The 14,514-nt window shown below is 63.9% G+C and carries 12 protein-coding genes; 7 read left to right on the top strand and 5 right to left on the bottom strand.

Annotation, left to right across the window (positions count from 1 at the left end; genetic code table 11):
• Nucleotides 1-9 precede the first annotated feature (9 nt).
• The gene (locus LWC34_RS01180) at nt 10-369 is read right to left on the bottom strand and encodes a hypothetical protein (RefSeq protein ID WP_233722525.1); all 360 of its coding nucleotides are present in this window, start codon (nt 367-369) and stop codon (nt 10-12) included.
• 315 nt (nt 370-684) lie between these two features.
• On the opposite strand from LWC34_RS01180, the gene LWC34_RS01175 reads away from it, so the two are divergent.
• The 4 genes from LWC34_RS01175 to LWC34_RS01160 all read left to right on the top strand — a co-directional run bounded on the left by LWC34_RS01175 (nt 685) and on the right by LWC34_RS01160 (nt 7,492).
• Nucleotides 685-1,848 carry an FAD-dependent monooxygenase gene (locus LWC34_RS01175; RefSeq protein WP_233722524.1) on the top strand — a complete coding sequence of 388 codons (1,164 nt, stop codon included), beginning with the start codon at nt 685-687 and terminating at the stop codon, nt 1,846-1,848.
• 4 nt (nt 1,849-1,852) lie between these two features.
• Nucleotides 1,853-2,242 carry a hypothetical protein gene (locus LWC34_RS01170; RefSeq protein ID WP_233722523.1) on the top strand — a complete coding sequence of 130 codons (390 nt, stop codon included), beginning with the start codon at nt 1,853-1,855 and terminating at the stop codon, nt 2,240-2,242.
• Nucleotides 2,243-2,285: 43 nt separating this feature from the next.
• Nucleotides 2,286-5,222 (top strand): AfsR/SARP family transcriptional regulator, encoded by a 2,937-nt coding sequence (locus LWC34_RS01165; RefSeq protein ID WP_233722522.1) that lies wholly within the window; start codon nt 2,286-2,288, stop codon nt 5,220-5,222.
• A 281-nt stretch (nt 5,223-5,503) separates the two neighbouring features.
• Nucleotides 5,504-7,492 (top strand): PQQ-dependent sugar dehydrogenase, encoded by a 1,989-nt coding sequence (locus tag LWC34_RS01160; RefSeq protein ID WP_233722521.1) that lies wholly within the window; start codon nt 5,504-5,506, stop codon nt 7,490-7,492.
• Nucleotides 7,493-7,745: 253 nt separating this feature from the next.
• Here the strand turns inward: LWC34_RS01160 and LWC34_RS01155 are convergent, their stop codons facing one another.
• Nucleotides 7,746-8,291, bottom strand: a complete 546-nt coding sequence (locus LWC34_RS01155; protein WP_233722520.1) for a dihydrofolate reductase family protein — start codon at nt 8,289-8,291, stop codon at nt 7,746-7,748.
• A 192-nt stretch (nt 8,292-8,483) separates the two neighbouring features.
• On the opposite strand from LWC34_RS01155, the gene LWC34_RS01150 reads away from it, so the two are divergent.
• On the top strand, nt 8,484-10,559 hold the full coding sequence (locus tag LWC34_RS01150) for an alpha-L-fucosidase (protein ID WP_233722519.1): 2,076 nt from the start codon (nt 8,484-8,486) through the stop codon (nt 10,557-10,559).
• Between the two features lie 40 nt (nt 10,560-10,599).
• Here the strand turns inward: LWC34_RS01150 and LWC34_RS01145 are convergent, their stop codons facing one another.
• On the bottom strand, nt 10,600-11,415 hold the full coding sequence (locus LWC34_RS01145) for a class I SAM-dependent methyltransferase (protein ID WP_233722518.1): 816 nt from the start codon (nt 11,413-11,415) through the stop codon (nt 10,600-10,602).
• Nucleotides 11,416-11,420: 5 nt separating this feature from the next.
• Nucleotides 11,421-11,990 (bottom strand): TetR/AcrR family transcriptional regulator, encoded by a 570-nt coding sequence (locus LWC34_RS01140; RefSeq protein ID WP_233722517.1) that lies wholly within the window; start codon nt 11,988-11,990, stop codon nt 11,421-11,423.
• Nucleotides 11,991-12,069: 79 nt separating this feature from the next.
• On the opposite strand from LWC34_RS01140, the gene LWC34_RS01135 reads away from it, so the two are divergent.
• Together LWC34_RS01135 and LWC34_RS01130 are read left to right on the top strand one after the other, a co-directional pair.
• Nucleotides 12,070-12,951 (top strand): AurF N-oxygenase family protein, encoded by an 882-nt coding sequence (locus tag LWC34_RS01135; protein WP_233722516.1) that lies wholly within the window; start codon nt 12,070-12,072, stop codon nt 12,949-12,951.
• Entirely contained in the window at nt 12,948-13,586 is a 639-nt protein-coding gene (locus LWC34_RS01130; RefSeq protein ID WP_233722515.1) for a DUF4873 domain-containing protein, read from the top strand. The genes LWC34_RS01135 and LWC34_RS01130 overlap by 4 nt, the downstream gene beginning before the upstream one ends.
• Here the strand turns inward: LWC34_RS01130 and LWC34_RS01125 are convergent.
• On the bottom strand, nt 13,577-14,422 hold the full coding sequence (locus LWC34_RS01125) for a hypothetical protein (protein WP_233722514.1): 846 nt from the start codon (nt 14,420-14,422) through the stop codon (nt 13,577-13,579). The two genes, LWC34_RS01130 and LWC34_RS01125, sit on opposite strands and share 10 nt — an antisense overlap.
• Between the last annotated feature and the right edge of the window lie 92 nt (nt 14,423-14,514).

The raw sequence follows: 14,514 nt of genomic DNA, 5'->3' as shown, positions 1-14,514 counted from the left end.
CCAGCGGCGTTACTTGCGGCCGCCTGCGAAAACTTCCTTTTCACACGTGTCCGCAAGCGTCATCGCCTGGTCGATGGACTTGTCCGCTTTGTCGATCGAGTTGGGGTCGGCCTTACCGCCGCCGAGCGACAAGCCGACGGTGCCGTCCTCGCTCGTTTTGACCTCGGCCTTGACGCCCTTGCCACGCAGGCATTCCACGACCTTGCGCTGGAAATCGATCGCTTCCGGATTGCTGGAGTCGTTCTCCCACGGCGGCAACGGCAACAGGGGGTCGCAGTCCTGTTTGACCTTGTCCTTGAGACTCGGGTCGACGTTGGGTGTCGCGGGTCGACCGCGGGCCGCGACACCATGGTCAGCAACACATTTCATGTAAGGGGTCCTGCATCCGGCTGCGTTCTTCGTCAGTCATGTCGATCCGGTACCGGAGGCGTTCACTGGTGGCAGGCGGTTGACTCGTTTTCGGAGTGGCGCTGCCAGTGTCGACCGACGCGACCTGTGGGCTGGGTGGCGCCTCGGGACTACCCGAACACGCCGCGAGAAATCCGAGCGACGCAGTGACAATCAAGAGACTGATTCGCATAGCCGCACTGTGCCGAACAAAGATCAGGAACCTGTCAGAAAGTTGTGTGCGGCTGTCAGCCGTTGGTGCGGATCTGGTCAGCGGCCAGGCTGACGCTGTGCGGCATGCACATTCTGATCTCCGGCGCGGGCATCGCCGGTCCCGCTGCCGCCTTCTGGCTCCAGCGCCACGGCTTCGAGACGACGGTCGTCGAACGAGCGCCGCACCTGCGCACCGACGGTTTCGAGGTCGATTTCCGAGGCCTGGCGCATATGACGGTCCTGTCCCGGATGGGCATCCTCGACGAGATCAAGGAAATCCAGACCCATATGGGCGGCCAGACCATCGTGTCGGCGTCCGGCGACGAGCTCGTGTCCTTGCCGTCCGAGTTCATGAGCGGCGAGATCGAGGTGGCCCGTGGTGAACTGAGCGAACTGCTGTACCGAAACACCAAAGACCAAACCCGTTACGTTTTCGGCGACCACATCGCTGGACTGACGGAAACTCCGACCGGTGTGACGGTGGATTTCGCCAGCGGATCGTCCGAATCATACGACCTGGTCATCGGCGCCGATGGGCTGCATTCCGGCGTACGGTCGCTCGCATTCGGCCCGGAATCGAGGTTTCGCCGATTCCACGGCTACTACCTCGCCGGGTTCCCGATGACCGAATTTCCCGGTCTTGCCAATACGGGCCTGATATACAACGAGCCGGGAAAGTGCGTGATGGTGTCATCCAACGCCAGGAAGACCGGCGGGATGTTCGTCTTCTCGTCGCCGGAACTCGGCCACGTGCCCGACCCGAAACAGCTGGTCGCGGACACGTACGCGGGAGTGGGCTGGGAGACGCCCAAGCTGCTCGACGCCATGTGGCAGACCGAGGACCTCTACTTCGACTCGATCAGCACCATCGAAATGGACACCTTCACCAAAGGACGAGTGGCCCTTCTTGGCGATGCGGGCTACGGCGGAACGTGCGGCGGAATGGGCACAGGGGCGGCAATTGTCTGCGCGTACATCCTTGCCGGTGAACTGGCGCGGGCTGACTATCGGACGGCATTCGCGAGATACGAATCATTGGTACGGCCATATGTCACGCGGTGCAGGAAAGCCGCCGAACGCGCCGGGTCTTTCTTCAGCCCACGCACCAGCGGCCAGATTTGGCGGCGTAACCAGATGTATCGGCTGTTGACCACGCCGGTGGTGATGAAGTACTTCAACAAACTCAGCACCAGCATCGCGAGTGGTATCGCGCTGCCTGAGTACGGGTTGCCTGCCGACGTACGATAAGACCATGCCCGGGCAGGGCGCAGTGCCAGTCTCGAACATGCTGCTGTACTTGATGATCGCGATAGCACCGACGGCAGCATGCTGGGCATTGCTGCGCCTGCCACGGCTCGCTCGCCGGTTGCGGCGCGCCACCTCGGTCTCGACCAATCCACCGATCGAACGTGTCGCCGCGGATCTACGTCGTGTCCATCGCGTCCTTGTCGGCTACGGCCCAGGAACGCCGATGGTCCGGCGCACTGGTGCACTGCAGGCGTACGACGCTCTTCTCATGCAGGCATGCCGCGCGATCGACGTACCGCATCGGCTCGACCAGTTGCCGATGGGCACGCCGCTGGAGGTCGAGCGGCTGCGGGTTGAGCAGTCGCTGATATCCGCTGGCCTGGTGATCCGCTGAGATATGCGAGCATGATCTCGTGTGGTTCGGGATTCTGGGCCCGGTGTCAGCCCGGGATGCCGAGGGGCGGGTGATTGAGCTCGGCGGGCCGAAGGTCCGCGCGCTGCTGGCGGTGCTGTTGACCGAGCCCGGCACGGTTGTACCAACCGAGCGATTGCTTGACGGGTTGTACGGCCAGCACCTGCCGGACAATGCCGCGAACGCGTTGCAGTCACACGTGTCCAGGCTACGGCGGAGTATCGGCGCCGACCGAGTCGAGCTGCACACAGGCGGATATCGCCTGGTGGTCGATCCGTCCGATGTAGACGCTGCGAAGTTCGCAGAACTGGTCGCCGAAGCCACGCGTGCACGTCCCGAACGGGCCGAGCGCTTGCTCGGTGAAGCGCTGGCGTTGTGGCGTGGGCCAGCCCCTGAGGAACTCGGCGCGTACGGGCACAAGCTCACCGAGGCCAGGCTGGCCGCCAGCGAAGACCAGATCGCCGCCCAACTCGCGCAGGGCAGGCAAGACCTGGTTCCCCGGTTGCGCGAACTGGTGGCTCAGCAGCCGTTGCGGGAGCGGCTGAGAGTGCTGCTGATGCGCGCGCTCGCCAGTTCCGGACGACCGGCCGAAGCGCTGACCGCGTACGAGGAGGCCAGGCGAACGCTGGTCGAGGAGCTGGGGACGGACCCGTCCAAGGAGCTCGCGGACGCTCATATGGAGATCCTCACCGGCGACCAGCCAGCGATCCGCCGGGTTCCTGCCCAGCTCAGCAGCTTTGTCGGACGCGCGGACGAGCTGACCCGCCTCGCCGACCTGCTCACGAGCAAGCGTTTGGTCACGCTGACCGGTCCTGGCGGCACCGGCAAAACGAGGCTGGCGATCGAAGCGGTCAAACACCGTAACGACGTCTGTTTCGTCGAACTGGCCGACGTTCTCGATGACCTGCCCCAAGTCGTCCTTGCCGCGCTAGGTATGCGTGCCAACCGACCGCCCGCGACGCCCGAGCAGAGACTGCACGCAGCGTTGCGTGACCGGCCAATGCTGCTCGTGTTCGACAACTGCGAGCACGTCATCGAGGCGGCCGCCAACCTAGCCAAACAGCTGTTGTCCGAGCACCCTGACCTCCGGCTACTGACCACCAGCCGAGAACCACTTGGCATCACAGGAGAAGCCATCGTCTCGGTGCCCACATTGGACATAGCGGAAGCCGTACGCCTCTTTGCCGATCGAGCCGGCACTCCCGCGGAAGAGGAAGTCCCCCGGATCTGCGCTGCCCTTGACGGCCTTCCGTTGGCGATCGAATTGGCCGCCGCCAGGGTCCGGACTCTACCGATAGCGCAGCTCGCAGCGCGTCTCGACGACCGTTTCACGTTGCTGTCCAACAGGACCGCCGACGCGCGGCATCGAACGCTGCGCACGGTCGTCAGCTGGAGCTGGGATCTGCTCGACGACCAGGAACGAGCCGTCGCCGCCCGGCTGACCGTGTTCTCCGGCGGCGCCACGCTCAACGATGCCGAAGCTGTCTGCGGCTCGCCGGACACCATGACCTTGTTGCCCGGCTTGGTGGACAAATCGCTGGTCGAGCTCGTTGGCGACCGCTATCGGATGCTCGAGACGATCCGTGCGTTCTGCGCTGAACAACTCGGCGACGCGACTGAGGAAACGACACGCAGGCACGCCGAACACTTCCTGGCATTCGCTGAGGAAGCAAACGACCGGTTGCTGACCAAGGATCAACTCGCGTGGCTGGCGCGACTGGATACCGAGCACGACAACCTGCACGCGGCGCTGCGTTGGGCCGCGCAAGCGGATCCGTTCCTCGCACTCAGGCTGGTCGGCGCGTTGTCGACGTATTGGTGGATGCGCGGCCGACGGTTCGAGGCCGCGAAGCTGTGCCGTGACTTGGCAATCCGCATCGGCCCGCAGCCACCGGACGGGCTGACAGAGGAATTCCTTTTGTGCGTGGCCAATACGGATTTGCGGGACGGCCACTTGGAAGCCGTGCGGCATTGGGCGACGCGGCGAGGCGCTCCGCCGAAACACCCCTTCACGTTGGTCGTGCTGGCACCCGTGGTCGGCCCGCCGCCAAGCACCGTCCAGCACATGCTGCTCGGCGAGGACCCGTGGAGCCGCGCTCTGGAATCGCTTGGCCAGGGCTACCTGGACGTGTTCAACGGCGATGTCGACGAGGCAGAACAGAATTGGCGCACGGCACTAGAGAAATTCCGCGCTGTCGGCGAACGCTGGGGAATCATGCAGGCGCTTGGCGAACTCGGCACGATCACCAGTTGGCGCGGCGAGCATGAGCGGGCGACCGGAATGCTTGGCGAGGCGATCGAGTTGGCTGGCACGCTCGGCGCGACCGAGGAGCTCTGCGACATGGTGGCTCGGCGCGGCGACGCTTACCTGGCCGCGGACGACTTCGCCAGTGCGGCACGGGATTACGAGCGAGTCCTGACGCTGGGCGCAAGACTCGCGTCTCCGGTGATTCTGGCGGGAGCGCGCCTCGGCCTCGCGACCCTCGCCCGGCTGTCCGGCGACATCGGCGAGGCGCGGCGGCTGATCGACTTGGCGTACAGCGAGGTGGGCGCTGGATGGTTCAGTCCTGATTGGACCAGAACCCAGATCCTGGTGGAAGCGGGCTGGATCGCCTGTGCCGAAGGAAAAGCGGCCGAAGCCGCGATGCAGCTCCACGAGGCGTTGACGGAAGTGGCCCGTTGGGAGCACATGCCCATGGCCGGCGCGGTCGCCGAAGCACTCGCGGACGTCGCATTGCTGTCCAGCGACCCAACTAGGGCAGCTCGGCTCCTCGGAATGGGGTCGGCGCTGGGCGCAGTCGCGGCCGTCGATGTCGCCCGAGTTACGGCTGATGCCACGGCCGCGATCGGCGACAGCGCTTTTTCCACCGCGTATGCAATCGGGCGCGATATGTCTCGTAAGACAGCGCTCGAATGGCTACTTACTGAACAAACTCACTGCGGACCGAAGCAAACTCATTAGTTGGTCTAGACAAGTATGGGTCGCTCGCCGAATCGGGTTCAACCAGCAAAAACAGCGGTTGACCGGCGGATACAGGATGTCTGGTTCACCCATCTGAAAAAGTCGTGCCCCGGCGGTTGGGACAGGCCATTGACAGGCTACGATCCTCGTGTCTGAATTCAGGTCTTAAACAAAGTCTTAACATATAGCCGCCGCTGTACCTCCCCGTATCCCCTGCACAGGAGGCCTCCGTGGCACCTCGCCCGATGTGGCGTGCGGTCTTACCGTGCGTCACTGTACTAGTGACCGCGCTTGCCGGCGCACCCGTCGCGAACGCCGCGACCGAGCACGAAGCTGAAGACGCGACCATCTCCCAAGGACTGGTCGAATCGAACCATGCCGGTTTCACCGGGCGTGGCTTCGTGAACTACGACAACGTCGTCGGCAGCTATGTCGAATGGACTGTTCCCAACACCGCGGCCGGTCCGGCCGACCTGACGTTGCGATTCGCCAACGGCACCATCGTGAACCGGCCGATGAACATCACGGTCAACGGCGTCACGGTCGCCAACAACCAGGCCTTCAACGGCACTGGCGCTTGGACGACCTGGCAGACCGCCACAGTCCGGGCGAACGTCCCCGCGGGCAACCTGACCATCCGCGCGACATCGACGACCGTCAACGGCGGACCGAACGTCGACAAACTCACTGTGTCTCTCGTGGACGGACAGGCGCCGAGCGCGCCGTCCAACCTGCGCTCCACCGGAACGACGCACAACACGACTTCGCTCGCATGGAACGCGGCGACCGACAACATCGCCGTCACCGGCTATGACGTCTACCAGCACGGTCAGCTGATGAAGAGCGTCGCTGGCAACGTCCTCGCCACCACGGTCGAAGGCTTGACGCCGAACACCGAGTACCAGTGGGCAGTGTTCGCGAAGGACGCGGCTGGCAATGTCTCGCCTGGCAGCAACATCATCTTCGTGCGTACAAGCCAAGCCCCACCGGACAACCAAGCACCAACGGTTCCCGGCGGCTTGAACTCACCGCGTAAGACAGCGACCACTGTGGACCTGGAATGGACCCGGTCGACGGACAACGTCGGTGTCACGAGCTACGACATCTTCCGCGATGACGTCCAAAGTGGATCAGCGGACGGTTCCGCCAACACCGCAACCGTCGCCGGTCTGACCGCAGGAACCGCCTATCGCTTCAAGATTCGCGCGAAGGACGCGGCGGGCAACGTTTCGGGATTCAGCAACGAAATCACCGTGACACCGTCCAACAGCGGCCCATCCGGCGCGCCGAACCCCGGTGCCGTGACCACTTTGGCCAGTGGCGTTGACGTTGCGTGGGGTGTGGCATTCCTGCCGGACGGCTCGGCTCTGTTCGCCGAACGTAACTCCTTCAACATCTACCGGCTGACGGAGTCCGGCGAACGAACCCTGGCAGGCAAGATCAACCAAGCCGTCGGTACCGGCGGCGAAGGCGGCCTGCTCGGCCTGGAAGTGGCCCCAACATTCGCAACGGACCACTGGCTGTACGTGTACCACACGGCGGCTGAAGGCAACCGCGTCATCCGGATCAAGTACGAGAACAACCAACTGGTGCAGAACACGTACCAGACATTGGTGCAGGGCATCGGAAAGAGCCAGTTCCACAACGGCGGCAGGCTGCGCTTCGGCCCGGACGGTAAGCTGTACATCAGCTCCGGCGACGCACAGAACGCAAGCCAGGCTCAGAACAACAGCTCTCTCAACGGAAAGATCCTCCGCATCAACGCGGACGGTACGATCCCCGCGGACAACCCGTTCGGCAATGCGGTGTGGAGCAAGGGACACCGTAACCCGCAAGGACTGGACTTCGACTCACAAGGACGTTTGTGGGCAGCTGAGTTCGGTAATACGATCATGGACGAGGTCAACCTGATCTCCCGTGGCGGCAACTACGGCTGGCCCAACTGTGAAGGCACGTCAGGAAGTTGTGGCGGTTTCATCGCACCGAAGAAGACCTGGCCGACAAACCAGGCTTCGCCGAGCGGTCTGACCATCATCAACGACTACGTGTTCGTAGCGACAACGGTCGGCCAACGCGTGTACCGCATGCGAATCGACGCAGCCAGCAACCTGGTCGACCAGCAGCAGTACTTCCAAGGCACGTACAACCGGTTGAGGACAGTGGAAGTCGACCAGCAAGGCGACATCTGGCTGACCACATCCACAGACAAGGACGGACAAGCTAACAACGACCGAGTGCTGCACGTGGACATCGTGTACTCGGGAAGCTGACCGTCCACATAGACCGCTCGGATGGCCGGGACAACTGGCGGCGCTCCGGCCATCCGAGCACCCGCGTGACGGGTGACCCCTGCTCGGTTGCTTCGCAACCTTCGCCGGGGTCACCCGGGACCATGTTGGGGGGCCGAGCCCCCCAGACCCCCCACGGTGCGTGCTCCTTGCCTTCCAGCGCTGGGCACGTTTTTGTTTGACCAGCCCAGTTCGCCTCGTGAGTGGTTATCCGCGTTAGAACGCGGATAACCACTCACGAGGTTTTTATGCGGTACCAGACATTGACGGCGTCCTCGGTGGTCGAGAATCGCAGCCGCTCCAGCTTCACCTGAGTCCCGCCGGGATGATCGAACAACCGGACCCCATCACCAAGCATCACGGGCGTGATGACGGTCAGCACCTCATCCAAGGCCCCAGCCGCCAAAAGCTCACGCGCCACAGTGGCACCCATGACGTTGACGTACTTGTCGCCAGCCGCGGCCTTCGATTCCTTGATCGCCGTGTCGACATCATGCACGAACGTCACCCCGGGTATGGGCCGCTCTGGCGCTTTGTGCGCCAGTACGAACTCTGGGCCGGACCAGCCGCCGCCGAAGGCCTCGCCTTCTTGTTCCGTGTCCTTGTATGGGTCGTCTCCGCCGAAGGACTTGTTGCCCGCAAGGAGCGCGCCTACGTTGCTGATCAGCTCGTCTACTAGCGGGTTGGGGCCCAGGTAGTCTGTCAGCCATCGCATGTCGCCGCCGGGCCCTGCGATGAAGCCGTCCGCTGACATGGACACCGAATAGAGCATCTTCGCCATGGGTGTGCAGACTAGGCCCGCGGGTGAAACTCATCGTTCGTTCATCATTTCAACGAACTGCTGGGTCTTGACTGATCACCGGTCAGCCGAGCAGCATCGGTAGTCATCGGATGACTACCGCGAGGTCCGCCGCTGAAACCCGTCCAATCGGGGCATACATCGGATGTCGCGGCTGCACCCACTGGAGTGTGCATGAGAACACGACCCAGACCGGCGGTGGCCCTGCTGACCCTAGCCGCCCTCCTCGCCAGCGCGACCAGCGCTGTCGCCCAAGAGGCCGACATTCCCAACCCGGTCATCGTCCCGCTGACCCAGTACTTCGACAACGACGGGATCGACTCCGCGAGCGCCCGGGACGGCAACTTCGACGGCTCCGGCTACACCTTCCCGGCCGAGGGTCTCCCCAGCGGCCAAATCCAAGTCGATGGCGTGCCCTACGCGTTTCCAAGCACAGCGCCCAACACAAAGAACAACGTCATCGCGCTGGGGCAACGCATCGACGTCCCCCGCGGCCGCTACCACGCGGCGCACTTCCTCGTCGCGGGCAGCTACGGCATGGCCTCGGGTACGGCGACCGTCCACTACACCGATGGAACCACGACAACGGCGTCATTCGGCGGGCCCGACTGGTACAGCACCAACGGCCCCATCTCCGCGCCCTTCCGCTACAGCCCCAACAACGGCACTGACCAGCACCAAGTCTCCATCTCCACGGCCCAGATCTGGTTGGACGCCAGCCGCGAAGCCGTCGGCCTCACGCTTCCGACCACCAAACCGCCGCAGCCCAACCAAGCCAGCCTGCACATCTTCGCGATGACCACGCAACCAGCAGCCAAAGGCAAAGCATTGGCGCTACGGCAAAGCCGGTCAACCACCAAGCTGATCAACGGCGAGCAAGCCGTCGAAACCACGGTCACGAACCTAGGCGACGAATGGATCACCGAGCGCGACGCAGTCCAGGTCAGCGTTGACGTCTTCGGAGCCAGGACCGTCAGGCCCGCGCAGATCCGCAGGCTCGCACCGGGTGACGAAGCCCGCGTGCGGATCGGCATCGTGCGCACCGGCGCACCCGTGGACACCATCGTGAACGGAAAGGTTGTCGCACAAGGAAGGCGTATCAAGGCCGAGCAACCCGTCCGGTTCACCCTTGGTGTCAAGGACTACCAGGCCACCGACGCCTCACTGTCCACTCACGAGTCACCATACTGGTTCGACGACGCCAAGTTCGGCATCTTCATCCACTGGGGAATCTACTCCGTGCCCGCGTGGTCTCCGCCCGGCGAGCAGTACGCCGAGTGGTACTGGCGGTGGATGGAGGACAAGAACAACGCCGTCCACGCCTACCACGAACAGACCTATGGCAAGGACTTCAAGTACGACGACTTCATCCCGCAGTTCACCGCCGACAAATACGACCCGAAGGCATGGGCCCAACTGTTCCAAGAGGCCGGTGCCAAGTACTACGTGCTGACTTCCAAGCATCACGAAGGCTTCGCGCTCTACGACTCCAAGGTGTCGCAAAGGGACTCAGTCGACCTTGGACCGAAGCGGGACCTGGTCAAGGAATTGTTCGACGCCGCCCGCAAGTACACCCCGGAGATGCGCAACGGCCTCTACTTCTCCATGCCCGAGTGGTACAACCCGGACGGACCATGGATGGGCCACGGCCCCAGGAACCCTTACACCGGAGCAGACGAGCCGTACACCGGCTATCAGTCCGGAAAGGACTTCGTCCGTGATTACCAAGCGCCCCAGATGCGCGAGATCGTCCACCAGTACGACCCGGACGTGATCTGGTGTGACATCGGCGGCGCGAACGACAGCCGCCCGGTACTCGCGGATTACTTCAACCGAGCCAAGAACCGGCCGAACCCCAAGGATGTCACGGTCGACGACCGCTGCGGAATCCCAACCCACGACTACACAACGCCGGAGTACACCACGTATCCGGACACTGTGGTCAAGAAGTGGGAAGCCAGCCGCAGCCTCGACCCGCGTTCCTACGGCTACAACAAGGCCACACCGGACAGTATGTACATGACCGCGAACGAGGTCGTGGACACGCTTGTCGACGTGACAAGCAAGAACGGCAACTTCCTCCTTGACATCGGTCCACGCGCGGATGGCTCGATCCCGGAGATCATGCAGACGCGGTTGCGGGAAACCGGTGCGTGGCTGAAAACCAACGGCGAGTCGATCTATGGCACGACCTACTGGTCACGGATGGCCGCGCAAGGCCAGTTGCGGTTCACCGTCAAGCAGAACTGACCTCGTGAGTGGTTATCCGTGTTCTAACCCTGATAACCACTCACGAGGGATTAGCTGCGGAAATGAGCCAGGCGGCGGAGCCGTATTCGACTCCACGGGAGGTCTGGTGCTCCGCCATGTCGGCAAGCAGGGCAGCCGTGACGGTGTCCTGCTCACCCTCTTCGATCAGGCGACCGAACATGCTGGTGACGTACTCGGCCGCGTCCTGCGGGTCGCGGCCGACGTACATCGGCTCACGCAGCCCGGCCAGCCGGATGTCGTCGAAACCCGCCCTGCCCAGCACGGTGTGGACCCGCTCAGGATCGCTCAGCGAGAACGGGTGCGGCGCGTTCGGCGGCGGCTTGGGCAGGTCACGGCCAGCCGCCAGGATCGTCCGAAATGTACTGATCGCTTCGTGCTCGTCGATCGACTGCCAGACGAGCAGCACCAGCCTGCCGCCTCGCTTGAGCGCGCGCCGGATGTTCGTGAACACCGCGATCGGGTCGTCGAAGAACATCGAGCCGTTCCGGCTGATCGCGACGTCGAACTCGGCTTGCGCAAAGGCGTACACCTGAGCATCCGCCTGTTCGAATTGGACATTCGGGATGCCGGCAGACCGCTGCCGGGCCAACTCGAGCATCTGCACGGAAAGATCGACGCCAAGTACCCGGTTGGCGCTCGCCGCCGCCACCCGGCTGGTCAATCCGTTGCCACACCCGATGTCGAGCACGTTCTCGGTCGACTGGATCGCGGCCGCGGCGAAGAACGGCTCCATGTAGTTCGCCATGCCTTCGTCGAACCGGTCGGCCCGCTCCACCCAGAAATCGCCGTCGGCGCCGTTCCAGGCTGCCCGCTGTTCGGCGTTGGTCTCACTCATACCCGTCATCGTGGCAGGCCGACGTCGAGCAGGTCCTCCAAATAACGACGTAGCGCAGCCGAGTCGTCGATCCGGATCGTGCCGGGGGTTGTGATCAACGACAGGATCAACCGGCAGCACCACTCGACGATCACCGTCGGGTCGACCGCGGGGAAGTCGCCATCCGCGATGGCCTGTTTGACGTGCGGCGTGAACAGGGCAAGTCCGGTCTGAATCACCTGCTCGGAGTGCACGGTGAACCACGGCAGGACCGCGAGCGGGGTCTCCCGCAGGACCTTCTGCAGCAGGGCATGGTCCCTGGCGTACTCGACCACGATGATGATCGTGTCCACGAACCGCTGCCGCAGCGTCCCCGGCCGGGTGACGAGCGGCTCGGCGCTGGCGTGCATGCGGGCGATGTCCCGCTCGATCAAGGCCATCACGATGGCGTCCTGGTCGCCGACGTATTTGTAGACAGTCGGCCGTGAGACACCGGCTCGTTCGGCGATCGCGGCGTGGATCCGGGCGCCCGGCGGACACTCCAGAAAGCAGGCCACAGCGGCATCGAGGATCTGATCCTTCAGCGACTCCGCCACAACCTCAGCTTATCGAGCCTGTTGACCATATGCACCCATCGGGTTTACGTTTGATATGCAGACGTAAAAGGGGTGCGCGATGAGGGACACCGAGCAAGATGCTCAGCGGTTGCTCAACGGGTCGGTCCGGCGCTCGTACGACTCCGCCGTGGACATCGACTGGGACGCCCCATTAGTCGACGGCAAGTACTTCCTGCCGCCGCACCTGTCCGCGCTCTACGACACTCCACTGTGGCATCGGCTGACGCCGCGGCAGCGGATCGAGCTGTCCCGCCAGGAGCTGGCGAACCTTCTGTCGGTCGGGCACTGGTTCGAGAACGTGCTCAACCAGGCGCTGCTGCGGATGATCTTCGACGCCGACCCGGCCGCGCGGCACACGCACTACGCGCTGACCGAGATCGGTGACGAGTGCAGGCACATGCTGATGTTCGGCAGGCTGATCGAGAAGATCGGCGCGCGCTACTACCGCCAGTCGCGGGCCCAGCTCGCGCTGACCAGCTCGCTGCCGCGCAGGCTGCGTGGCCTGAACCTCTGGGTCGGAGCGCTGATCGGCGAAGAGATCTTCGATACGTGGCAACGCAAGATCATGGACGACCCGGGCATGCAGCCGGTCGTGCGGCGGATGATGCGGATCCACGTCGTCGAGGAGGCGCGGCACATCCAGTGGGCGCGCGAGGGCGTCGCACGCCGGATGCGGTACGCGTCCTGGTGGGAGAAGGAGAGCATCGGCCGGATGATCGGGTTCGGCGGCCAGTTCTTCAGCGATCAGTTGGTACACCGCAGGATCTACGCCCGCGCCGGGCTCAACGCCGACGAGGCATACCGGCAGGCGGCGGGCAACCCGCACTACCGGCAGGTCAAGCAGGAAGGCTTCGACAAGCTCCGCCGGTTCTTCGACGAGCAGGGAATCTTCCGCGGCAAGTCGAGAGAACGCTGGCGCCAGGCGGGATTCATCGCATGAAGGTCGCGCTGATCGACGTCCCCGACCGGATGATCCGCATGCTTCCCGGGTTCGCGGTGGTGTTGCTCGACGAAGCCGTCAAGCATGAGTTCGACCCACGATGTGACATGTGGACAGTCACCGCGCCAAGCGGCCGGGCCACAACGGCACGTGTCATCGTGGCGAGCTACCCGGTCCGCGGGCCGAACACGTTTCTGTTCGAGCGCAACAACTACCGGTACATCAAACGCTGCCTGCGAATGATGGGCAGGCAGGATGCCAGGCGAATCGAAGCCCGGCCCGAAGCGCGAATCTCGTACCGGCGAAAACCCGACCCGCACAACTACATCTTCACGCCCTACGAGAGCGATGTGGACGAAACGCATCGAGGCCCGGCCGTACTGACCGTCGACGGCAAACAGATCGACGTCCAGGTGCACCTGATGGGACACGTGCAGCCGATCGACGGCAGCTATCGCTGGTACGGCCGGATCATGGCGGACCTTGACGTCACCTCGGCGCACAAGAGCGGCCGAAACGACGTCACAGTCCGGCTTCCTGGTGGTCTGGACCGCGAGGGACGGCTCACCGAGCTGGATCCGTGGGGCAACATCCGGATCACCGGCAGCGGCCGCCCGCCCTTTCGTTACCCCTGAGCAAGCGCTTGGACGAGCTTCTCGGCGATGGCCGGATCGGTGTCGCCGATCATCAGGTCGAGCAGCGCGTCGTCCCGGAGGCGAACGGTCACAGAGGACTCGCTGATCTTCGCGGGCCGCCCGGCGATCCGGTCGGTAAGGCCAGCGGATCCGACACTGTCCACAACGACTAGGGCAAGGGTCGTGTCGTCCGGCTTGCGCAGCGTGCACGTGCCGTTCTCGATCGTCTTGATCACCTCGAAGTTCAGCGTCTGCTCGGCGACCGTGCACAGCTGGAGAACCTGGACCGGCCTGGGCAGATCGATGAACTCCCCCGCGGTCAGCGGAGTCGACGCGAACGCGACGGTGCCGTCGTCGTCCACTTCGGGCAGAATGGTGCTCTGCCTTGCCAGCACGGGAACGAGTTCGTCGAGCAGACCACGGACCGTCGACTCCACATTCGCCGACGCCAGCGCGCGCAGGATCGGCGTCCGCTTGCTGGACGAGCGGTAGCCGTCGGTCTCGGCGATGCTGACGTCGATGACGACCTTGTTGCTCACGTTGACCTGCGCGGGCCTGCCACCGACCTGCTGGTTCGGCGCGAACTTCTCCCAGACCGCCTGCAGCGTCAGGTCGATCGTGGTCTTGCGCTCGTCGGAGATACGGCACGTTCCCTTGAGCCGTTCGCGCACGACCATGTTGGAGTTCAACAGCGTCCGCAGCCGCGTTTCCGGCAAAGCGTTGCACAGCACCTGAGACGCGGTGTCCGAGTGGACGTAGCTGAGCGCTTCCCCGCTCGACATCGGCACGGCACGCGCGAGATCCGGCGCCGGTGACGGTGGCGCTTGCCCGCCCACCGCGGTACTGCATCCAGCAACCAACAACGCGCACACAATCAGAACGCGAACCATGGTCCCCTATTTCCGGCCAGCGCTTGGACAAGGACAGC

Source organism: Kibdelosporangium philippinense, assembly GCF_021390435.2.
GTDB lineage: Bacteria > Actinomycetota > Actinomycetes > Mycobacteriales > Pseudonocardiaceae > Kibdelosporangium > Kibdelosporangium philippinense.
This window is presented reverse-complemented; position numbering and strand designations above follow the sequence as displayed.

Excerpts from the sequence above, each read along its gene's own strand:
- LWC34_RS01180 (WP_233722525.1), bottom strand. The coding sequence starts at position 369 with ATGAAATGTGTTGCTGACCATGGTGTCGCGGCCCGCGGTCGACCCGCG.
- LWC34_RS01175 (WP_233722524.1), top strand. The coding sequence starts at position 685 with ATGCACATTCTGATCTCCGGCGCGGGCATCGCCGGTCCCGCTGCCGCC.
- LWC34_RS01170 (WP_233722523.1), top strand. The coding sequence starts at position 1,853 with ATGCCCGGGCAGGGCGCAGTGCCAGTCTCGAACATGCTGCTGTACTTG.
- LWC34_RS01155 (WP_233722520.1), bottom strand. The coding sequence starts at position 8,291 with ATGGCGAAGATGCTCTATTCGGTGTCCATGTCAGCGGACGGCTTCATC.
- LWC34_RS01150 (WP_233722519.1), top strand. The coding sequence starts at position 8,484 with ATGAGAACACGACCCAGACCGGCGGTGGCCCTGCTGACCCTAGCCGCC.
- LWC34_RS01145 (WP_233722518.1), bottom strand. The coding sequence starts at position 11,415 with ATGAGTGAGACCAACGCCGAACAGCGGGCAGCCTGGAACGGCGCCGAC.
- LWC34_RS01135 (WP_233722516.1), top strand. The coding sequence starts at position 12,070 with ATGAGGGACACCGAGCAAGATGCTCAGCGGTTGCTCAACGGGTCGGTC.
- LWC34_RS01130 (WP_233722515.1), top strand. The coding sequence starts at position 12,948 with ATGAAGGTCGCGCTGATCGACGTCCCCGACCGGATGATCCGCATGCTT.